Raw genomic sequence first — 18,562 nt, 5'->3', positions numbered from 1 at the left:
AACCCGGTAACACCGATCAGTATATCGGCCCCCGTCAGGGGTTGCGCAGAGGATAGGCAGGGGTTGGTCAGAGGAGGGCGTCGAGGCTTTCGGAGATCCGCAGGGTTGAGCCGTTGCGGTTCTTGACCACCTGCAGTTGGGTGCCGATCCGCTGTTTCATTTCGGCCACGTGGCTGACCAGTCCCACGACCCTCCCGCCGTCGCGGAGTCCTTCGAGGGCATCCATGACTTGCTCCAGGGACTGGTCGTCCAGGCTCCCGAAGCCCTCGTCAACGAACAGGGTTTCGATTTCCACCCCTCCGGATTCCTGCTGGACCACGTCCGCGAGCCCCAGGGCCAGCGAGAGGGAGGCCATGAAGGATTCGCCTCCGGACAGCGTGGAGGTGTCCCGGCGGAATCCCGTCCACTGGTCCACTACTTCCAGGCCCAGCCCTGACTTTGCTCCGCGGGCTGCCTTGGCGTCAGTGTGCTGGAGAAGATAGCGGCCGTCGCTCATGGCCACCAGGCGTTCGGAGGCCGCGAGGGCCACCTGCTCCAGCCGCGCGGCCAGCACGTAGCTGGTCAGGCTCATCCGGTAAGTGTTTTCGCCCCGGCCAGCGGCGGCATCGGCCAACCCGGCAAGCATCTGCGCACGCTCCGCCGGCTCGCGCGAGGAGCCGGCCAGCGCTGCATATTCGGCGGCGATGGACTTCAACGACGCCAGGCAGCGGGCAGCCATGCCGGCAGCCAGATCGGCTTCGCGCGCCACATTCCTGGCTGTCGCCGCGTCCAGGCGCAGCGCCGCCAGCCGCTCCTCATCCGCTGTGAAGCCGCCGGCGGCTTCGTCCAGGGCGAGCACAATGTCCTCCGACTCAAACAGCCCTGCCACGCGGGCTGCCTCGTCCTGGGCTGCACGGACGGCGGACTCGAGGGCTGCCAGTTCAGCGGGCCCGAGGAGCTGGCTGCGGGCATCGTCGGCGCTTGCGAAGCCGGCATCTGGCAGGGCCAGTTCCAGGTGTTCCTGTGCTTCGGCGGCCTGCAGCCGGGCCATATCCAGCCGCGCCTGCGCTTCGACGGCTTTGTCCAGTACAGCCACGGCCTCCTCAAGTGCCCGCAGCCGGCGTTCCAGGCTGCGGTGGCCGCCCCGGAGGCCGGTAAGCGCCGTGTCCAGCGACGCAATCTGTTCGGCCAGGTCGGCAAGGGACGCTGCCGTCCGGGACAGCTCCACTTCCGTTTCGGACAGCGTGGCCCGCGCCTGGGTAAGGGCGGCGTCCAGGGCGTCCAGCCGCTGCCGCCTGTCCTGCAGCTCCTCCGCAGCCTGCTCGGCGTCCGCCGCCGCAGCAAGGGCCTCCTCCGCGCCGGAGCGGGCCTCCTGCACGGGGGTAGTCCCACCTTGACCGGCGAGGACCGCCACTGCCTGCTCTGCCTCGGCAAGGTCTGCGGCGACCAGGGCATGGGCTGCCTCGGCGGCTTCGTACAGACCGTGGGCCCGTTCCTCATCCTGGGCCAGGGCCGGGCCTCCGGTTCCCGCATCCGCCGGGCCGGGATGATGTCCGCTTCCGCAGACGGGGCAGGGTTCCCCGGCAACCAGCCCCGCTGCCAGTTCCGATGCAGCGTTGGCCAGCCGTTCCTCCCGCAGGTCCAGCCAGCGGCGTTTGGCCTCGAGGAGGTTCTCCCGCGAGTCGCCGTGGCGGCTCTTGACCCGGTCCCTGCGTTCGATGGCTGTCCCGTGCCGCCGGACGACGTCCAGCAGCTCCGCCGCCGCAGCAGCTTCCTTGCGCCGCAGCGCAGCTTCCACCGAACGGGCCTCCAGCTGGTCCATGCCGTTGGCCAGCTGTTCGCGTTCCGCCACCAGGCGCTCGGTGCGCCGGCCCAGTGTCTCCACGGCGAGCTCCAGCTCACCCAGCCTGCCGGTGAGGCCTTGGTGCCGCTTCCGCAGCTCCTGGAACCTGTCCTCGTCGGGCAGCCGTGCCTCGACGACGGCCAGCAGCGATCGCAGGCGGCCCAGTTCCTCCGGAGCCCCCGGCATGCTCCCCCAGGCGTCTTTTGCGGTTCCGGGGCTGGCATCGGCACTCTCTGCCGGTCCACTGCCGAGCTGGGCCAGTTCGCCGCCGTCCCCGGCGGCCAGGCGGAGCAACGTCATGGCTGATTCGGCGGCCGCGGCGGCGGCACGGACTTTGGCAGCTGCAGCGTCCACAGCCTGCAGTTGCCCGTGAAGAACCTCTGCCTGGCGGTGCCGCCCAAGCCGGGCGCTGGTTTGTTCCCGCTGCGCCGCCCCTGCCTCGACGGCCTTTTGCCGTGCTGTCGCGGCTGCGAGTTTGCGGTGCCGTTCATGGCGGGCAGCCTCCTGCTCAGCCTCTATGCGGCGCGCCTGGTTCACAGCCTCAGCGGCGGCGGCCCGCTCCGTGAGTTCCGCCAGGCGCACGGCAGCAGACGCCTGCAGCCAATCAAGGCGGCGGGGGATGTCGTCCGCCGGCGGCGCCTCCTCCTCGGGAAGCTGGAGCGGGGCGGCCTCGGTTTCGGCACGCGCGGCCAGGATGCCGAGTTGGCCGGACAGCACGGCCACGTCCTCCCGCGCGGCGGCGGCCTGCCGTGACAGTTCCTGTTCCAGGGCTTCAAACCTCTGGGTACCGAAAAGCTTCTGCAGCAGGTCCAGCCGGTCAGCAGCCTTGGAGCGAAGGAAGGCAGCGAAATCACCCTGCGGCAGCATCACCACCCGGGTGAACTGTTCGCGGTCCATGCCCAACAAGGCCATGATCTCCGCGCCCGCTTCATCGTTGCGGGCAGACTTCTCCACCCAGGCCCCGCCCACCCGTTCGCGGAGCAGCGTCTTGGCCTGCTGGACCGTGAAGCCGTTCTTTCCGCGGGTACTGGGCTTCTCCCACGCCGGGGACCGGGTCACTTCGAAGCGGCGGCCCTGGGCGGAAAATTCACAGGTAACGGCGGGGTCCTGCCCGGGCTCGGCGTGGTCGCTGCGCAGCCGCTTGCCATCCTGCCGTGCCCCCGGAACGGAGCCGTAGAGCGCAAAGCAGATGGCATCAAGCACGCTGGTCTTGCCGGCGCCGGTGGGCCCGTTCAGCAGGAACAGTCCGTGTGCGCTTAGCCGCTCAAAATCGATGTCCTCGGTTCCGGCAAAGGGCCCGAACGCCGAAATGCGCAGATGGTGGATCCTCACCGCGACACCTCCAGGAGCCTGACGTTCTCCAGCGCGGCCGCGAGCGCGGTCTTTTCCGCCGGGTCGGCGCTCCTTCCCCGTACATGGTCCAGGAATCCGCAGCAGACGGCGAGGTCGTCCGGGGCGCCTGCAAGCCTGCTGCTGTAGCTGGCCTCCGTGGCGGCAGTGGCGCCCTGGGGATCAAAGGCAAGGACCAGCGTGTAAGGGAACCTGGCGCGGAGCCGTTCCATCGCATGGGTGGGGCGCTGGGAATCGGTAAGGGTGACCTGGCAATAGGCGGCTTCAGCCCAGGCATGGGCCGGATCCCCCAGGAGGTCCTCCAGCGGTCCGCGGAGAACGGCCAGAGAACGCGGGGCCTCCCAGAGGACTTCCGCCACCGACGCAACGCCCTCCGGGCCGATCTCCACCAGCCAGGCACCCTTCTGGTGCGTGGACTCCGAGAAGGAATAGGCCAGCGGCGACCCCGAATACCTGACGGAACCGGACAGCTTCTGCCGGCCATGCAGGTGGCCCAGCGCGGTGTAGCTGAAGCCGTCGAAGAGGTCCAGCGGAACAGCTCCCACGCCGCCAATACTGAGGTCCCGCTCGCTGTCTGAACTGATGCCTCCGCTGGCGAAGGTATGGGCCAGGACCACTGAGTGGACGGTGCCAGACGCGGCGCGCCGGGCGATGTCTTCCCGGATCAGCGCGGTTGCGGCGCGGGTGACCTCGAAATGGCTTGCCGTTTCCACCCCCAGCTGTTCGGCGACCATCCTGGGCTCAAGCCACGGGATGCCGTAGAGCGCCAGCGTCGCCTCCTTCCCGGCCGCATCCGTTCCCAGCGGCAGCAGCAGGGGCTGGTCCAGGTCCTCCACCCTGGTGCGCAGGTGCACTCCCCCGCGTTCCAGCAGCCGGGAGGCAAACCCCAGGCGGATGGCGGAGTCGTGGTTGCCGCTGGTGAGGACCACTTTCGCGCCTGCGGCAGTGAGCCGGACCAGGGCGTCGTCAAGGAGGTGGACCACGTCCACGCCCGGGAGCGCCCGGTCATAGACGTCGCCGGCGATTAGGACGACGTCGACGCTGTCCCGCTCAACCGCCGCCACCAACTGGTCAACGAAGGCCCGCTGGGCATCCAGCATTCCGACGCCGTGGAAGGAACGGCCCAGGTGCCAGTCCGAGGTGTGAAGTAACCGCATGTTCCTAAGCTATCGGCAGCCACTGACAGTGCAGAAAAACGCCGCGGCAAACAGCGCTCAGGACCTTTTGCCGTCAAAGAACTCCTGTGCCTCGCTGACACCGCGGGCTTTCTCCTGGCGGGCAGCCGCCGCAGCGGCAGGCTCATTCACGGCAACAGCGTCGGCAACATCATCGGCGTCATCATCAGCGCCGGTGTCATGGGCAGCCTCCACGTCGGCAACGGGCGCAGGGGAACCGGTCACCTCGCCGATCCGGAACACCAGCCCCGCGATGGCAGCGCCGGCCAGCGGCGCCACCAGGAAGACCCAGAGCTGCTCCACGGCCCAGCCGGAGCTGAAGACGGCGGACGCAACGGCACGTGCGGGGTTGAACGGCAGGTTTCCCACCGACTGGCCCACCTGCAGCAGGGCGGCAAACGACAGGCCGACGGCGACGGGCGCCACCGTGCGGACGCCTCCTTCACGGCTGGCGGCTCCCAGGAAGACAGCCACGATGATGGCGGCACCCAGCAGTTCCAGGAGGACGACGGCGGCGAGGGGCGCCTGGATGATGGAGTGCTCACCGAAGCCCGCGGCCACGGTATCGAAGGCGGTGCGGCTGTCCGGGATGCTGGGCAGCGTGCGCAGGATGCCGAACAGGGCCAGGGCGCCCACCAGGGCCCCGACGAGCTGGGCGGCAGCGTAGGCGGCGGCCGCGCCGGCCCGGATCCGCCCGGCCAGGAGGTGCCCCAGGGTGATGGCAGGGTTGAAGTGGCCGCCGGAGATATGTCCGAAGGCCAGCATGGCGGCGGTAACGGCCAGGCCGGCAGCGAGGGCGGAGGGGACCGGGCTGGACTGCGGAATGCTGAACAGGGGCACGCCCAGGCCGGCCACCGCCAGGAAAAGGCTGCCAAAGGCCTCGGCCGCCAGGCGGGGCAGCAGGCCGGTGGGTGCGGCAGGCGTGCCGTCGGGCTGCAGTGCGTCGCGGGCTGGGACAGGGGTGCTCATGATGGGACCTTTGCTTGTGGGGGTCTGGGGTTCGGGCCGCCGGGGTGGCTCGGGCGCCGCGGCCGTCCAGCGATGTGCCGCTTCCCGTCGATGGTGGCGCCGGGCAACCCGAGCAGTATGCCAGTCCCGGCTGTGCGTTTGCTGGACGGCAGCTGTCTGTCGGGTTGCCGGACCTCGGTATGCAGCGCGGGCCTCCGGGCTGCGGACGGTAAATTTACTCCATGAGCTTCGACCACGGCATCCCCGCGCCCACCCTAAAGTCCCGCATCCACGGCTCCCTGCTGGGCGGGGCGCTGGGCGACGCCCTGGGCTACGCCGTGGAATCCGATTCCATCGCGGCGATCCGGCAGCGCTTCGGGGCGCAGGGCCTGGCTGGCTTTGAGGACCTGCAGGGCCCGTGCCATTTTTCCGACGACACCCAGTTGACCCTGTACACGGTGGATGGGCTGGTGGAGGCGCTGGAATGGGCCAACTCCGGCGTGGGCGCGGACGTGAACGCCTGCCTTTGGCTGGCGTACCTGCGCTGGCTGGCCACCCAGGGTGAGGAGGCCGGGCCGTCCGCACCGGCACCCCAGCCCCGCTGGATCGACGGCAACGAGGTGCTCCGGCAGCGCAGGCGCCCCGAGGAGGAATGCATTTCCGGGCTTGCCAGCGGTGAAATGGGAACCATCAGCCGCCCGGTGAACCCCGGAGCCAGGGGCGCCGGCACGGTGATGCGTTCGGCACCGTTTGGGCTGGTGCCGCACATCACGCCCGACGCCGTCTATAAGCTCAGTGCCGACGCCGCCGCCCTGACGCACGGGCACCCTTCAGCCCGGCAGAGTGCGGGCATCTTCAGCCTCCTGATCCACCGGCTGGTGTCCGGCGAGGGGCTGCGGGACGCCGCCGCCGGGGTTACGGCGCACGCCGGCGACCTTGTGGACGTCGCCCCGGAGCTGCCGGCACGCCTTGAGGCGGCCCTCGGGCTCGCGGACGAGGCGCTCGTCGGGCCCGAAGAACTGCTCCAGGTGCTGGGCGGGGGCCGGACAGCGGAGGAAGCCCTCGCCGTCGCGCTTTATGCCGTCATGGCCACAGCCCCGGCCGACGGGGCGGACACACAGCCCGTTGACCATTTCCGTCGTGCCATGGCCGTTGCCGTGAACCACAGCGGCCCCAGCGATACCGCGGGTTCGCTGGCAGGAAACATTCTGGGAGCCTTGTACGGTGAGGACTGCCTCCCGGCGCAGTGGCTCGGGGCCCTGGAAGCGCCGGAGGTGGTCCGCGGCATGGCCGATCAGCTGGTGAAGGTTACGACCGGCGAAGGCTGATGTTGTTGCAGGCTTCGCAGACGTCCTCCGGGATCACTCCGCGGCGCTGCAGGAACCCGAAGACGGTGCAGCCCAGGCAGAAACCCGCGAAGGCTTCCAGCGAGGCAGCAATCACCAAGATGCCCAGCAGCGTCCAGGCTGCCGGCGCCGCGCCGGCGGCGAAGAGGAGCAGCGCGCCGGTGGACACTGCCGCACCGATTCCCTGGGCGAAACGCTTGGGCGGCCCGGAAACCAGCTTCACCTTTCCCAGCCGCGGGGTGATCACCTTGACCGACAGCAGCGCCAGGGGCGAAATCCGCGGGCCGAAGAGCAGCCGCAGCCAGAATCCGGCGGCGATCGCTGCCAGCCCCCAGCCTGAATTTGCCACCGCGGTAACGACGGCGAGCAGCACCACGAGCGCTGCCGTGGTGCGGGCGGCGTATTCATTGACGGGGTTGGGGAAAGTGAACAGGGAGGCCATCCCGCAAGGGTAGGAGCCACCCGCCGGAGCGGCCAAGCTTTATTGCGCCGGATGACTGTGCGCAGCCCCCGCCCGGGGATCAGGCGCTGACGGCGGGTGCGCGGGCGCCGGCCCAGGCTTCCCCGGGACCATCGAGCGGCCCCCGGGCATCCGCGCCGCCCACCATCTGCAGGAACTCCCCCTCGGACAGCACTTCGATGGCCTGCCCCCGGTCGTGAAGCTCCAGGACCCGGCGCGCCTTGCCGGTGAGCCTGCCCGAGCGAAGGTCCGAGGCAACAAACCCGTCCCCCACCACCAGGACGGTGGTCCGCGCGGTGACCCGGCTCTCGGTCCGCGCCCCGCACCGGGCTGACCGCAGTTTGGCATCCGGACGGTTGATGGAGAGCTGCCCGGTGAACACCACCGTCTGGGCGTACAACGGGTGCCCGGGCTCGGCGTCAAGGTTGGGCTCCGGGTTCAGTCCTTCCTCCGGCCAGCCGGACTGGAACCGGCGGACCAGGGTGGCCCCGTTGCCCGAGTTGCCTGCCAGCGCCGCGAAGCTGGCTTTGGACAGGTCGTCCGTGGCGGGGTCGAAGGCCTGCTGCCGCGGCATGGCCAGCCCCAGGGACAGGTAGAGTTCGGCGATGCTGTTGGCACCGTTGCGGCCGGCGATGTCGACGAGGATGCCGGCGCAGGCGCGGGCATCCTCCGCGGCGTCGTGGTGGTTGACCAGCGGGACTCCTGCTTCCTCGGCGGCGAAGGGCAGGGAATTGGACACCAGCGAATAGCAGCGACGGGACAGCATGACGGTGCAGACGTAGTCATAGGCGGGGCCGGGCAGGCCGGAGACTTCCAGCGCCGAGCGGATCACGCCGAGGTCGAAGGCGGCGTTGTGCGCGGCCAGCACGTCGTCGCCGATAAATGCGCCGATTTCGGGGAACAGGTCGCCAAAGCGGGGCGCGCCGGCGACGTCAGCGGCAGTGATGCCGTGGATCCTGACGTTGTTGTGGTCGAAGGAGTCGTATCCCGCCGGCGGACGCATCAGCCAGGAGGCCTCCTCAACGATCCGGCCTCCCCTCACCTTGGTCAGCCCCACCGAGCACGGGGAGCCACGGAAGCCGTTGGCCGTTTCGAAGTCGATCGCCGTAAAGTCCAAACCCACGGCCCCTACCTTACCGCCGCAGACCCCCGGCCCCGGGGAGCACAGGCCCGTCAAGTACCCTTGAGGGGTGAACTTTCCTGTGATGAATGACCTCGCTGTGTCCATGCTGGGCGGTGCGGGACCGGTCCAGCCGAAAATGGCTTCCTTCCTGCCCGATTGGCTGAACCCCCAGGTCTTCCTGGCCGATCCCGCGCTGGCCCCCTGGGTGGTCCTGCTGGTGTGCGGCATCATCTTCGCCGAGACCGGCCTGCTCATCGGTTTCTTCCTGCCGGGCGATTCCATGCTGTTCACGGCGGGCCTGCTGGTGGCCACGGGCACCATCAAGTTCAACATCTTCGCGTTCGCCGCGTTGATCGTGGTGTCCGCGATCATCGGCAACCAGGCCGGCTACCTGATCGGCTCCAAGGCCGGCCCCGCCATCTTCAACAGGCCCAACTCCAAGCTGTTCAAGCGCGAAAATGTCGAGAGCGCCCACGCGTTCTTCGAAAAGCACGGCGGCAAGGCACTGATCCTGGCCCGCTTCGTGCCTATCATCCGTACCTTCGTGCCCGTGATCGTCGGCGTGGCGCAAATGAGCAAGCGAAAGTTCTTCATCTACAACGTCATCGGCGCCGTGCTGTGGGGCGGCGGCGTCACGCTCCTCGGCTACCTGCTGGGCGACAAGGTCCCGTGGGTCCGCGACAACCTTGACATTATTTTCATCGTCATCGTGCTGGTCTCGGTGGTCCCCATCGGCATCGAGCTCCTGCGCGGGCTGTCCGCACGGCGGCAGGCGAAGGCATACGGCACCGACACCGTCGACGAATACATCGAGGAACACGAACCGGAAGAGGAGCAGAAGACTCCCCGGAACATCCATCGCGGCCGGCCGGAGTAGCAGTCCTCCGCCCGCTCCCGACACCCAAAAAGGTGCGCACCCCGCCGGGGTGCGCACCTTTTTTGCTGGGTCCGATGTGCGGGTTCCCGCGGCCCGGCGCCTTGTCCTAGCCTGCGGCTTCCAGTGCCGCCACGATGGAGGGCAGCAGCGCCCGGAAGGCCTTGCCGCGGTGGCTGATGGCGTTCTTTTCCTCGGCGGACAGCTCGGCGCAGCTGCGTTCCTCGCCCGCCGGCTGCAGCACGGGGTCATAGCCGAAACCACCGGCACCGCGCGGTTCACGCAGGAGGATGCCCTCCAGCTGCCCGTACTCCACCACCTCGCGCCCGGGGCCCTCCGCGTCCGCGGGCATGGCCAGAGCGGCGGCGCACACAAACGCGGCACCGCGGTGCTCGTCGGGAACATCGGACAGCTGGTTCAGCAGGAGTTCCAGGTTGGCGGCATCGTCACCGTGCCGCCCCGCCCAGCGGGCGGAGAAGATGCCCGGGGCCCCGCCCATGACGTCCACGGCCAGGCCGGAGTCGTCGGCGATGGCCACCAGGCCGGTGGCCCCGGCCACCGCACGCGCCTTCAGCAGGGAGTTCTCGGCGAACGTCACGCCGGTCTCGACGACGTCCGGCGCACCCGCCGCGGCGGCGTCCACCACCTGGGTGTCGACGTCGAGCCCTGGCACCTGTCCACGCAGGAGCTCACGGAGTTCGCTGAGTTTGCCTTTGTTGTGCGTGGCGAGCACCAGCCGGGGAGCCACACCGGTCACAGGGTGTCCGCGAGGGTCTCGCGCTGGATGGCGGCCAGCTGGGCCGTGCCCAGCAGCGCGAGGTCCAGGAGCTGGTTCAGCTCGTCCCGGTCGAAGGGCGCACCCTCCGCAGTGCCCTGCACTTCGACGAACTTGCCGGAGCCGGTGACCACCACGTTCATGTCGGTCTCCGCCCGGACGTCCTCCACGTAGGGCAGGTCAAGCATGGGGACGCCATCGATGATTCCCACCGATACCGCCGCGATGGTGTCGATGAGCGGCTGGGCATTCCTGGCGATGAGCTTGGTGTCGCGGGCAAACCGGATGGCGTCGGCAAGCGCTACGTAGGCGCCGGTGATGGCTGCGGTGCGGGTGCCGCCGTCGGCCTGCAGGACGTCGCAGTCCAGGACGATGGTGTTCTCGCCCAGTGCCTTGGTGTCGATGATGGAGCGCAGCGAACGCCCGATCAGGCGGGAGATCTCGTGCGTGCGGCCGCCGATCTTTCCCTTGACGGATTCGCGGTCCGAACGCGTGTTGGTGGCGCGCGGCAGCATGGCGTACTCGGCCGTGACCCAGCCGCGGCCCTCGCCCTTGAGCCAGCGCGGGACCCCGGCGGTCAGTGATGCCGTGCACAGGACCCTGGTGTTGCCGAATTCGATCAGCGCCGATCCCTCAGCCTGGTTGGACCATCCGCGGGTGATGCTGATGGGCCGGAGCTGGTCGGCTGCGCGGCCGTCGGCGCGCACAATGGGTACTGCTGTTGCTTCAGATGTCATGCCTTTAGCTTATCGAGTGCCGGTGCGGCAGGCAGGCGCCGGGATACGCGCGGCTAGATCGTGTAGTGCACGCCCGCCACGGCAACCGCAACGTCGCCGGGAAACACCGGGCGGGCTTCGGCCATCACGGTGGTCTGGGACGTCCACACCGGGATGTGGGTCAGCAGGAGCCGCCGCGCGCCCGCTGCCGCTGCGGCCTCCCCGGCCCGCTTGCCCGTCAGGTGTACGTCGTTGATGCCGTCATCACGGCCCTCTTCGAATGCTGCCTCGCACAGGAAGAGGTCCGCGTCCTTGGCGGCTTCCTCGAGCCCGGCGCAGGAATCGGTGTCCCCGGAATAGGTCAGGACGCGGGACACCGGGCTGCCATCCTTGCCGGGTTCCACCACTTCCACCCGGAGAGCGTAGGCCTCCTCGATGGGGTGGTTGACGGCGAACGGGGTGATGGTGAACGGCCCCACGGTCACGGGCTCGCGTTCGGTCCAGTTGGTGAAGTCGAATTCTTCGTGCATGCCCGGGTCCAGGGGAAGGCCGTAGGCGGTGGCCATCCGGTCTGCCGTGGCGGCGGGCCCCCACACGGGGATCCGGCCACGGCCCCAGCCGCCCGGCTTCCAGCGAATGGCAACGTGCAGCCCGCACAGGTCCATGCAGTGGTCAGGGTGCAAGTGGGTGAGGAAGATCGCGTCGATGTCCTCCAGGTCCGTGTAGCGCTGGATGGCCCCCAGTGCCCCGCTGCCGAGGTCCATCACCACCTTCCAGGTCCGCTCGCCGTCGGTGGCGGTCAGGAGGTAGCACGACGCCGGGGAGCCGGGTCCGGGGAATGAGCCCGTGCATCCCACGATGGTCAGCTTCACTGGGCGGACCTTCCGCCGCGGCGCGCCCCGGCTAGACCGCCGCCCACGAAGTTGGAGATCCGGGGACGGTTACGCGCGCTTTGGGCGGCGGCGATCATCTCAGGGGTTATCCGGGCCAGGCTGCCGGTGGGGTACTGCGCGGCCACATGGTCCACGTGCCGGACTGACAAGACTTCCGGTCCCAGGAACCGCCGGGCGAGCGCCTCGAACTGCCCGGCGTCACCGGTGGCGACGAAGTGGTGCTCGGGCGGCGCCTCCGAGGTGCGCTGCAGGTTGTGGGTGGCCAGGGCGCGGTAGACGTCCTTGGCGGTCTCCTCCGCGCTGGAAACCAGCGTGACGTCGGCGCCCATGACGTAGGAGATGACGCCCGTCAGCAGCGGGTAGTGGGTGCAGCCCAGGACCACGGTGTCCACCCCGGCGGCCTTCAGCGGTGCCAGGTATTCCTCGGCGACGGCGAGCAGCGCCGGGCCCGTGGTGATGCCGGCTTCCACGTAGCTGACGAACTCCGGGCACGCCACCGACGTGATGTCCAGGTCAGGCGCCGCGGCGAAGGTGTCCTCGTACGCGCGGGACCCCACGGTTGCGGACGTGCCGATCACGCCCACCTTTCCGGTGCGGGTGGCGGCAACGGCACGCCGGACGGCAGGCTGGATGACCTCGATGACCGGGATGCCGTACTTGGCGGTGTAGCGCTCCCGGGCGTCCCGCAGGACAGCGGCCGACGCCGAGTTGCAGGCGATGGTGAGCAGCTTGACGCCGGAGTCCACCAGTTCGTCCATCACACCCAGAGCGTTGGCCCGCACTTCGGCGATGGGAAGCGGGCCGTACGGCCCGTGGGCGGTGTCCCCCACATAGAGGATGGACTCGTTGGGAAGCTGGTCAATGATGGAGCGGGCCACGGTGAGGCCGCCGACACCGGAATCGAAGACGCCGATGGGGCGGGCTTCCGGGGCAGCGGCCGGCAGCTCGCCTTCGCCGGAGTCAGGCTGCGTTTCTGCCGGTGGTTCCATGCTCGGGGCTGTTGTCATGATTATTCGAGGATAGGGGGTCCCGGAACCGTCAGCCATCATCTTGTGTCCGGTAACTCATGTCTGGTGTGTCACAGCGCACGGCCTCCCCCGGGCCGCGGGAGCTCACCGCCGGGGTTCCATGGACTGCAGCATGGCCTGGACCAGTGACTCCTGCAGCCAGGTGGTGAAGTTGTACACCAGTGCCAGGTAGCTCTCCACATCCTCGGCCTGGGACCAGTCCTGCATGCGGTGGACGTGCTCGGCGTCTGCCTCGTCCCGGATGTCCAGCCGCTCCGCCAGGACCAACCGCACGTCGTTCAACGCCATCGACCAGTGCCGGGCCCCCTCGGGCGTCAGCACGATCTCGTCCTTGTCCAGGTCCAAAGCAGCCGCGCGGAGGGCGCCGATCTTTGTTTCCCGCAGTGAACGCTCGGTGAGCTGGCGGAACTCAAGGGACGCGGCGCCGTCGTCCTTCACCACGTTGGGGAGCAGCCGCTTGACGGCACGGTCCGTGGGTTCGGCCACATCCATGTCCAGGCCAATGAGGGCCGCCAGCGGGTCCTGACCCGTGCGGTCCTCGGGCTGGAGCATGGAGATGACGTCATCGATGAGGCTGCGGAGCAGGTCCCGTTCAGCAGGTTCCAGGTAGCCCGTGATGCCTTTGAGCCCGTATTTGAATGCCTTAGCCACGCTTCCCCTTACCTTGGCCCGGCCCGCCGGACTTGCCTGAACTGCCGCCGGTGCCGCCGCTGGCTTTTTCCACCGTGGCCCAGAGCCCAAACCCGTGCATGGCCACGGCGTGGCGCTCCACTTGTTCCTTGCTGCCCGAAGCAACGATGGAACGGCCCTTCTTGTGGACTTCTATCATGAGCTTGTTCGCTTTGCTTTCCGGGTAGCCGAAGTAGCTTTGGAAAACGTAGCTGACGTAACTCATCAGGTTGACGGGATCGTTCCAGATCACCAGGTTCCAGGGGATGTCCGGGGCGGTCAGGGAGTCGGTGGACTCTGCTGTGCCGGTCCGGATGCCCTCCTGTGTATCAGGGCCGGGCGCAACGCTTATGGTCATCTGTCCATTCTATGTGGATGCCCACTAGAGTGATTTTCGTGAGCACCTCAGCCGGCTGGGACCATCCCCGCACGTCCTTTTATACCGACCACTACGAGCTGACCATGCTGCAGGCGTCCCTTCATTCGGGGGCGGCACACCGCAGGTCCGTGTTCGAGGCGTTTGCACGGCGCCTGCCCGACGGCCGGCGCTACGGCATTGTTGCGGGCACTGGACGCCTCCTGGAAGGCATTGCGAATTTCCGTTTCGGCGAGGCGGAACTGGATTTCCTGGAACGCACCCAGGTGGTCAACCAGGAAACGCTGGAGTACCTGGCCAACTACAAATTCTCCGGCGACATCTGGGGCTACGCCGAGGGGGAACCGTATTTTCCCAACTCCCCCATCCTGGTGGTGGAGGCCTCGTTCGCCGAAGCCTGCATGCTGGAGACCTACCTGCTGTCCGTGCTCAACCACGACACCGCCATCGCCTCCGCCGCGTCCCGGATGGTCAGCGCGGCGGGCGGCCGTCCCTGCATCGAAATGGGATCCCGGCGCACCCACGAGGAGGCTGCCACCGCATCGGCGCGTGCGGCGATCATTGCCGGCTTTGACAGCACGTCCAACCTTGAGGCGGGCATCCGCTACGGCGTGAAAACCGTGGGGACTGCAGCCCACTCGTTCACCCTGCTGCACGACACCGAGCGGGAGGCCTTTGAGGCCCAGATTGCCTCGCTCGGCGCGGGCACCTCCCTGCTGGTGGACACGTACGACGTCGAAAAGGCCGTCCGCACGGCCGTCGAGCTGGCAGGGCCGCAGCTGGGCGCCGTCCGGCTGGACTCGGGCGACCTGGTGGCCCAGGCCCAGTGGGTACGCCGCCTCCTGGACGACCTCGGGAACGAGCACACGAAGATCGTGGTGACCTCGGACCTGGACGAGTACGCCATCGCAGCCCTGCAGTCGGCCCCTGTGGACTCCTACGGGGTGGGCACCTCGCTGGTGACCGGGTCAGGGGCCCCGACGGCGAGCATGGTCTACAAACTCGTCAGCCGCACCGACGACGACGGCAACTTCGTCTCCGTTGCCAAGGCGGCCAAGAACAAGGCCAGCGTGGGCGGCCGCAAGTACGCACTGCGGAAGCTGGACGAACGCGGTACCGCCACCGCCGAGGTAGTGGGAGTGGGCCACCGGCCCGAGGACGACGGCAACGACCGTGCGTTGCTGCAGCAGTTCATGAAGAACGGCGAACTGCTGCCGGGCTGGACCGGGCACGAAGGCGTTCTGCGCGCACGGCAGCGCCACGCAGATTCCATGGCTGAGCTGCCGCCGGTGGTCAACCGCCTGCAGCGCGGCGAGGCCGCGATCCCCACCATCTACGAGGAGCACTGATGTCGCGCGCTTTGATCATCGTGGACGTGCAGAACGATTTCTGCGAGGGCGGCTCGCTCGCCGTTCCCGGCGGAGCCGCAGTTGCGGGCGCCATCAGCGAGTACCTGGACGCCCACCACAGCGAATTCGACCATGTGGTGGCCACCCAGGACTGGCACATCGACCCCGGCAGCCACTTTTCCGATACGCCCGATTACAAGGAGAGCTGGCCCCGGCACTGCGTGGCAGGCACCCGCGGGGCCGAACTCCATCCGGACCTGGACACGGAGTACGTCGATGCGTACTTCCGGAAAGGCCAGTTCGCCGCCGCCTACTCAGGCTTCGAGGGCCTGCTGGCCCCTGAGGACGCCGTCCCCACCGGGGAACGGCAGCCCGGCGGCCTGCCCGGCGCCCAGGCACAGCTGGAAGCCGACGAGGACGCCATCGGCCTCGACGACTGGCTGCAGAGCCATGACGTGGAGGACGTGGTGGTGGTGGGCATCGCCACCGACTACTGCGTGAAGGCCACAGCCCTGGACGCCGTCCAGGCCGGCTACGGCGTGACCGTGGTGCGGTCGCTGACCGCCGGTATCGCCGAGGACCTGGAAGACGCCGTTGCCGAGATGGAACTCGGCGGGGCGGACATCGCCTAGGGCGCTATTTGCGGCCCACGAACCAGTCCTGGAGCTTGCGCAGCCGGGACTTCAGCTGCTCCTCGTTGGCCTGGGCCACGGGCGGGCCGCCGCAGACCGTGCGCAGCTTGGTGTGCACCACCCCGTGCGGGGTCCCGGTCCGGGCAGCCCAGGCGGCCACGTTCTTGGCCAGTTCGTTGCGCAGGTCCATCAGCATGCGGTGGTCCGGAACGGCAGGAACCTGCTGGGCGTCCGCGGCCGGGGACTTCCGGTTCTTGCGGTTCAGCTGCTCATGCTGGCGCTGGCGCAGCAGCGTTCCCACCTGCTCGGCGTCCAGCAGCCCGGGGATGCCCAGGAAGTCCATTTCGTCGTCGGACCCCACCTCGCCGCCGGTGCCGAACTCGCCGCCGTCGAACAGCACCCGGTCAAAGGACGCCTGGGAGTCCAGCGCTTCAAACTTGCCCTTCGTGAGGCTGTCTGAGGCCTTCTCTTCGCGGTTGGCCTCGTCCATCAGCGAGTCTTCCGGGTTGAAGAGGCCGTCGCCGTCTTCCTTCTCGGGCCGGTCCAGCGCGTGGTCCCGCTCCATCTCCATGGAGTTGGCCAGCGCCATCAGCTGCGGCACGGACGGCAGGAACACCGACGCCGTTTCGCCCCTCTTGCGGGCACGCACGAAACGGCCCACGGCCTGGGCGAAGAACAGCGGCGTGGACGTAGACGTGGCGTAGACGCCCACGGACAACCGGGGCACGTCGACGCCTTCGGACACCATGCGGACAGCCACCATCCAGCGCTTGTCGCCGGCGGAAAATTCCTCGATCTTGCTGGACGCCTTGGCATCATCGGAGAGGATGACGGTGGGCGACTCCCCGGTGATCTTCTTCAGCTGGCCGGCGTAGGCACGGGCGTCCTCGTGGTCGGTGGCGATGACCAGGCCGCCGGCATCCGGCACGGTGCGCCGGACTTCGCTGAGCCGCCTGTCCGCGCCGGCCAGGACAGCAGGAATCCACTCCCCTGCCGGGTTCAGGGCGGTCCGCCACGCGTGGCTGGTGATGTCCTTGGTCACCGCGGCCTCACCCAGGGATGCGGCCATTTCCTCGCCCGCGCTGGTGCGCCAGCGCATCTGGCCGGAGTAGGCCATGAACATCACCGGCCGGACCACGTGGTCGCGGAGGGCGTTGCCATAGCCGTAGGTGTAGTCGGCCTTGGAGCGCCGGATGCCGTCACGGTCTTCGGCGTACTCCACGAACGGGATGGGCGAGGTGTCCGAACGGAACGGCGTACCGGTCAGGGACAGGCGGCGGACCGCCGGATCGAATGCCTCGCGCAGGCCGTCGCCCCAGGACAGGGCCTCTCCGCCGTGGTGGATCTCGTCCAGGATCACCAGGGTGCGGGCGGCCTCGGTCTTGGCGCGGTGCAGCAGGGGTTTGCTGGCCACCTGTGCGTAGGTGACGGCAACGCCAATGAAGCCGCGGCCGTGCTGGCCGTCCGAGTTCTTGAAGTTGGGGTCGATGGCGATCCCCACCTTGGCGGCAGCGTCCGCCCACTGGCGCTTCAGGTGGTCGGTGGGGGCAACAATGGTCACGCGGTTCACTGCCCCGGAGTCGATCAGCGTGGAGGCGATCCGCAGCGCGAACGTCGTCTTACCTGCACCAGGGGTTGCCACCGCAAGGAAGTCGCGGGGGCTGTTCGCAAGGTAGAGGTCAAGGGCTTCCTGCTGCCAGGCACGGAGTTTCGGGGCGGTTCCCCAGGCTGCACGTTCCGGGTAGGCCGGAGGCAGGGTGGGGCCGCCAAAGAGCGTCTCCGTCACTACTTGTTGTTGCCCGAGCCGCCCGGACCCTTCCCGCCGTCGTTGCCCGGGCGGAGGCCATCATAGACTTCCTTGCACTCGGGGCAGACAGGGAATTTCTTCGGGTCCCGGCCCGGGGTCCACACCTTGCCGCACAGGGCAATGACGGGCTCCCCGGTCATGGCGGACTCCATGATCTTTTCCTTCCGCACATAGTGCGAGAAGCGCTCCCGGTCCCCCGGCTCCACTTCCTGGCGCAGTTCCTCGCGCTCAATGGTGGCCGTGGACGTTCCAGCCCCGGAAAGCTCGCGCATCGGGTCGTTTTCGAGAGGGTCCGTCATGCTAGTCATGGCATCCATCTTAGCCGTTCCCCCGGCCGGACGTTCGACGGCGGCACGCCCGTGCCGGGGTCCCGCACCGGCCGCCGTCGTACTTTTGGACGCCCTGGCGCCGCTCCCGCAGGCGCCGTCACAGCCCCTGCCACGCGGGCTTGTTCTCGTACGTGTGGCGGTAGAAATCGGCAAGTTTCAGGGCCGAGGCGGCGGCTTCGTCCAGCAGGACCGTGGCATGCGGATGGAACTGCAGCACCGACGCGGGACAGATGGCGGCCACCGGTCCCTCCACGAAATCGCGGACCGCCTGCGCCTTTTGCGCCCCCGTGGCCAGGAGGACCACGTGGCGTGCCGCCATGATGGTGCCCAGCCCCTGGGTGATGACGTGGTGCGGCACCTCGGCCAGGCTGGTGAAGAACCTGGCGTTGTCCCGGCGTGTCTGCTCGATCAGGCTCTTGATCCGCGTCCGCGACGCGAAGGAGGAGCCCGGTTCGTTGAAGCCAATGTGCCCGTCGGTGCCCACGCCCAGCAACTGAAGGTCCACGCCGCCGGCCGCAGCGATGGCCTGTTCGTACGACTCGCAGGCAGCCGGGATGTCAGTGGCGGTTCCGTCGGGGCCGTGGACGTTCTCCGGCGCGATGTTCACGCGGTCGGTGAATTCCCGGCGTATCACCTCCCGGTAGGACTCGGGGTGGCCGGCCGGCAGGCCCACGTACTCGTCCAGCGCGAACGCGGACGCCCTGCTGAAGTCCAGGCCCCGTTCATGGCGCGCGGCGAGTTCGTCATAGACGGGCAGCGGCGATGACCCCGTGGCCAGGCCAAGGACAGCGTCCGGCTTGCGGCGGACCAGGTGTTCGATGGCGTCCGCCGCGAGTCTTCCAATCTGCCTGATGCCGCCGAGTATCACGATTTCCATGGTGTTCCCTTCC

The 18,562-nt window shown here is 68.6% G+C and carries 18 protein-coding genes; 4 read left to right on the top strand and 14 right to left on the bottom strand.

Annotated elements, in window-relative coordinates; translation table 11 throughout:
* Nucleotides 1-67 precede the first annotated feature (67 nt).
* The 3 genes from MRBLMD1_RS04900 to MRBLMD1_RS04890 are packed head-to-tail and all read right to left on the bottom strand — an operon-like array spanning nucleotide 68 to nucleotide 5,316.
* Nucleotides 68-3,154, bottom strand: coding sequence for an SMC family ATPase (locus MRBLMD1_RS04900; protein WP_364397844.1), 3,087 nt, complete (start codon nucleotides 3,152-3,154; stop codon nucleotides 68-70).
* Nucleotides 3,151-4,329 carry an exonuclease SbcCD subunit D gene (locus MRBLMD1_RS04895; protein ID WP_364397842.1) on the bottom strand — a complete coding sequence of 393 codons (1,179 nt, stop codon included), beginning with the start codon at nucleotides 4,327-4,329 and terminating at the stop codon, nucleotides 3,151-3,153. Before MRBLMD1_RS04895 ends, MRBLMD1_RS04900 begins: the two co-directional genes overlap by 4 nt.
* Before the next feature lie 57 nt (nucleotides 4,330-4,386).
* Entirely contained in the window at nucleotides 4,387-5,316 is a 930-nt protein-coding gene (locus tag MRBLMD1_RS04890; RefSeq protein WP_364397840.1) for an MIP/aquaporin family protein, read from the bottom strand.
* A 221-nt stretch (nucleotides 5,317-5,537) separates the two neighbouring features.
* Between MRBLMD1_RS04890 and MRBLMD1_RS04885 the strand changes: the two genes are divergently transcribed.
* On the top strand, nucleotides 5,538-6,623 hold the full coding sequence (locus MRBLMD1_RS04885; protein WP_159631675.1) for an ADP-ribosylglycohydrolase family protein: 1,086 nt from the start codon (nucleotides 5,538-5,540) through the stop codon (nucleotides 6,621-6,623).
* Here MRBLMD1_RS04885 and MRBLMD1_RS04880 read toward each other — a convergent pair.
* Both MRBLMD1_RS04880 and MRBLMD1_RS04875 read right to left on the bottom strand, forming a co-directional pair.
* Nucleotides 6,604-7,083, bottom strand: coding sequence for a DUF4395 domain-containing protein (locus MRBLMD1_RS04880; RefSeq protein ID WP_364397838.1), 480 nt, complete (start codon nucleotides 7,081-7,083; stop codon nucleotides 6,604-6,606). The two genes, MRBLMD1_RS04885 and MRBLMD1_RS04880, sit on opposite strands and share 20 nt — an antisense overlap.
* A gap of 79 nt (nucleotides 7,084-7,162) precedes the next feature.
* Nucleotides 7,163-8,224, bottom strand: coding sequence for an exonuclease domain-containing protein (locus tag MRBLMD1_RS04875; protein ID WP_364397836.1), 1,062 nt, complete (start codon nucleotides 8,222-8,224; stop codon nucleotides 7,163-7,165).
* An 82-nt stretch (nucleotides 8,225-8,306) separates the two neighbouring features.
* Between MRBLMD1_RS04875 and MRBLMD1_RS04870 the strand changes: the two genes are divergently transcribed.
* Nucleotides 8,307-9,101 (top strand): VTT domain-containing protein, encoded by a 795-nt coding sequence (locus tag MRBLMD1_RS04870; RefSeq protein WP_159635376.1) that lies wholly within the window; start codon nucleotides 8,307-8,309, stop codon nucleotides 9,099-9,101.
* Nucleotides 9,102-9,207: 106 nt separating this feature from the next.
* Here the strand turns inward: MRBLMD1_RS04870 and rdgB are convergent, their stop codons facing one another.
* The 6 genes from rdgB to clpS form a co-directional block, all read right to left on the bottom strand.
* Complete coding sequence (gene rdgB / locus MRBLMD1_RS04865; RefSeq protein WP_275181277.1) at nucleotides 9,208-9,855, bottom strand: RdgB/HAM1 family non-canonical purine NTP pyrophosphatase; 648 nt, start codon at nucleotides 9,853-9,855, stop codon at nucleotides 9,208-9,210.
* Complete coding sequence (rph, locus tag MRBLMD1_RS04860) at nucleotides 9,852-10,610, bottom strand: ribonuclease PH (RefSeq protein WP_159631671.1); 759 nt, start codon at nucleotides 10,608-10,610, stop codon at nucleotides 9,852-9,854. Before rph ends, rdgB begins: the two co-directional genes overlap by 4 nt.
* 53 nt (nucleotides 10,611-10,663) lie before the next feature.
* Nucleotides 10,664-11,461, bottom strand: a complete 798-nt coding sequence (locus MRBLMD1_RS04855; protein WP_159631670.1) for an MBL fold metallo-hydrolase — start codon at nucleotides 11,459-11,461, stop codon at nucleotides 10,664-10,666.
* Nucleotides 11,458-12,489, bottom strand: a complete 1,032-nt coding sequence (gene murI / locus MRBLMD1_RS04850) for a glutamate racemase (RefSeq protein WP_370871833.1) — start codon at nucleotides 12,487-12,489, stop codon at nucleotides 11,458-11,460. The genes MRBLMD1_RS04855 and murI overlap by 4 nt, the downstream gene beginning before the upstream one ends.
* A 105-nt stretch (nucleotides 12,490-12,594) precedes the next feature.
* Complete coding sequence (locus MRBLMD1_RS04845; RefSeq protein ID WP_224026455.1) at nucleotides 12,595-13,161, bottom strand: DUF2017 domain-containing protein; 567 nt, start codon at nucleotides 13,159-13,161, stop codon at nucleotides 12,595-12,597.
* Nucleotides 13,154-13,537 carry an ATP-dependent Clp protease adapter ClpS gene (gene clpS / locus MRBLMD1_RS04840; protein WP_364397832.1) on the bottom strand — a complete coding sequence of 128 codons (384 nt, stop codon included), beginning with the start codon at nucleotides 13,535-13,537 and terminating at the stop codon, nucleotides 13,154-13,156. Before clpS ends, MRBLMD1_RS04845 begins: the two co-directional genes overlap by 8 nt.
* A 38-nt stretch (nucleotides 13,538-13,575) precedes the next feature.
* On the opposite strand from clpS, the gene MRBLMD1_RS04835 reads away from it, so the two are divergent.
* Together MRBLMD1_RS04835 and MRBLMD1_RS04830 are read left to right on the top strand one after the other, a co-directional pair.
* Entirely contained in the window at nucleotides 13,576-14,904 is a 1,329-nt protein-coding gene (locus MRBLMD1_RS04835) for a nicotinate phosphoribosyltransferase (RefSeq protein ID WP_364397830.1), read from the top strand.
* A complete protein-coding gene (locus tag MRBLMD1_RS04830) occupies nucleotides 14,904-15,536 on the top strand; it encodes an isochorismatase family protein (RefSeq protein WP_307492656.1) in 633 nt (210 codons plus the stop codon). Before MRBLMD1_RS04835 ends, MRBLMD1_RS04830 begins: the two co-directional genes overlap by 1 nt.
* 4 nt (nucleotides 15,537-15,540) lie before the next feature.
* Here MRBLMD1_RS04830 and MRBLMD1_RS04825 read toward each other — a convergent pair whose 3' ends face one another.
* The 3 genes from MRBLMD1_RS04825 to nagB all read right to left on the bottom strand — a co-directional run bounded on the left by MRBLMD1_RS04825 (nucleotide 15,541) and on the right by nagB (nucleotide 18,549).
* A complete protein-coding gene (locus MRBLMD1_RS04825; protein WP_159631665.1) occupies nucleotides 15,541-17,322 on the bottom strand; it encodes a DEAD/DEAH box helicase in 1,782 nt (593 codons plus the stop codon).
* Nucleotides 17,322-17,660 carry a DUF3039 domain-containing protein gene (locus tag MRBLMD1_RS04820; RefSeq protein ID WP_159631664.1) on the bottom strand — a complete coding sequence of 113 codons (339 nt, stop codon included), beginning with the start codon at nucleotides 17,658-17,660 and terminating at the stop codon, nucleotides 17,322-17,324. The genes MRBLMD1_RS04825 and MRBLMD1_RS04820 overlap by 1 nt, the downstream gene beginning before the upstream one ends.
* A 109-nt stretch (nucleotides 17,661-17,769) precedes the next feature.
* Nucleotides 17,770-18,549, bottom strand: coding sequence for a glucosamine-6-phosphate deaminase (gene nagB, locus MRBLMD1_RS04815; protein WP_159631663.1), 780 nt, complete (start codon nucleotides 18,547-18,549; stop codon nucleotides 17,770-17,772).
* Nucleotides 18,550-18,562: the final 13 nt, after the last annotated feature.

The organism is Pseudarthrobacter sp. LMD1-1-1.1 (assembly GCF_040676255.1).
Classification (GTDB): Bacteria; Actinomycetota; Actinomycetes; order Actinomycetales; family Micrococcaceae; genus Arthrobacter.
This window is presented reverse-complemented; position numbering and strand designations above follow the sequence as displayed.

Excerpts from the sequence above, each read along its gene's own strand:
- MRBLMD1_RS04870 (WP_159635376.1), top strand. The coding sequence starts at position 8,307 with ATGAATGACCTCGCTGTGTCCATGCTGGGCGGTGCGGGACCGGTCCAG.
- MRBLMD1_RS04820 (WP_159631664.1), bottom strand. The coding sequence starts at position 17,660 with ATGGATGCCATGACTAGCATGACGGACCCTCTCGAAAACGACCCGATG.
- MRBLMD1_RS04880 (WP_364397838.1), bottom strand. The coding sequence starts at position 7,083 with ATGGCCTCCCTGTTCACTTTCCCCAACCCCGTCAATGAATACGCCGCC.
- MRBLMD1_RS04895 (WP_364397842.1), bottom strand. The coding sequence starts at position 4,329 with ATGCGGTTACTTCACACCTCGGACTGGCACCTGGGCCGTTCCTTCCAC.
- MRBLMD1_RS04830 (WP_307492656.1), top strand. The coding sequence starts at position 14,904 with ATGTCGCGCGCTTTGATCATCGTGGACGTGCAGAACGATTTCTGCGAG.
- rph (WP_159631671.1), bottom strand. The coding sequence starts at position 10,610 with ATGACATCTGAAGCAACAGCAGTACCCATTGTGCGCGCCGACGGCCGC.
- MRBLMD1_RS04885 (WP_159631675.1), top strand. The coding sequence starts at position 5,538 with ATGAGCTTCGACCACGGCATCCCCGCGCCCACCCTAAAGTCCCGCATC.
- nagB (WP_159631663.1), bottom strand. The coding sequence starts at position 18,549 with ATGGAAATCGTGATACTCGGCGGCATCAGGCAGATTGGAAGACTCGCG.
- MRBLMD1_RS04890 (WP_364397840.1), bottom strand. The coding sequence starts at position 5,316 with ATGAGCACCCCTGTCCCAGCCCGCGACGCACTGCAGCCCGACGGCACG.
- clpS (WP_364397832.1), bottom strand. The coding sequence starts at position 13,537 with ATGACCATAAGCGTTGCGCCCGGCCCTGATACACAGGAGGGCATCCGG.
- murI (WP_370871833.1), bottom strand. The coding sequence starts at position 12,489 with ATGACAACAGCCCCGAGCATGGAACCACCGGCAGAAACGCAGCCTGAC.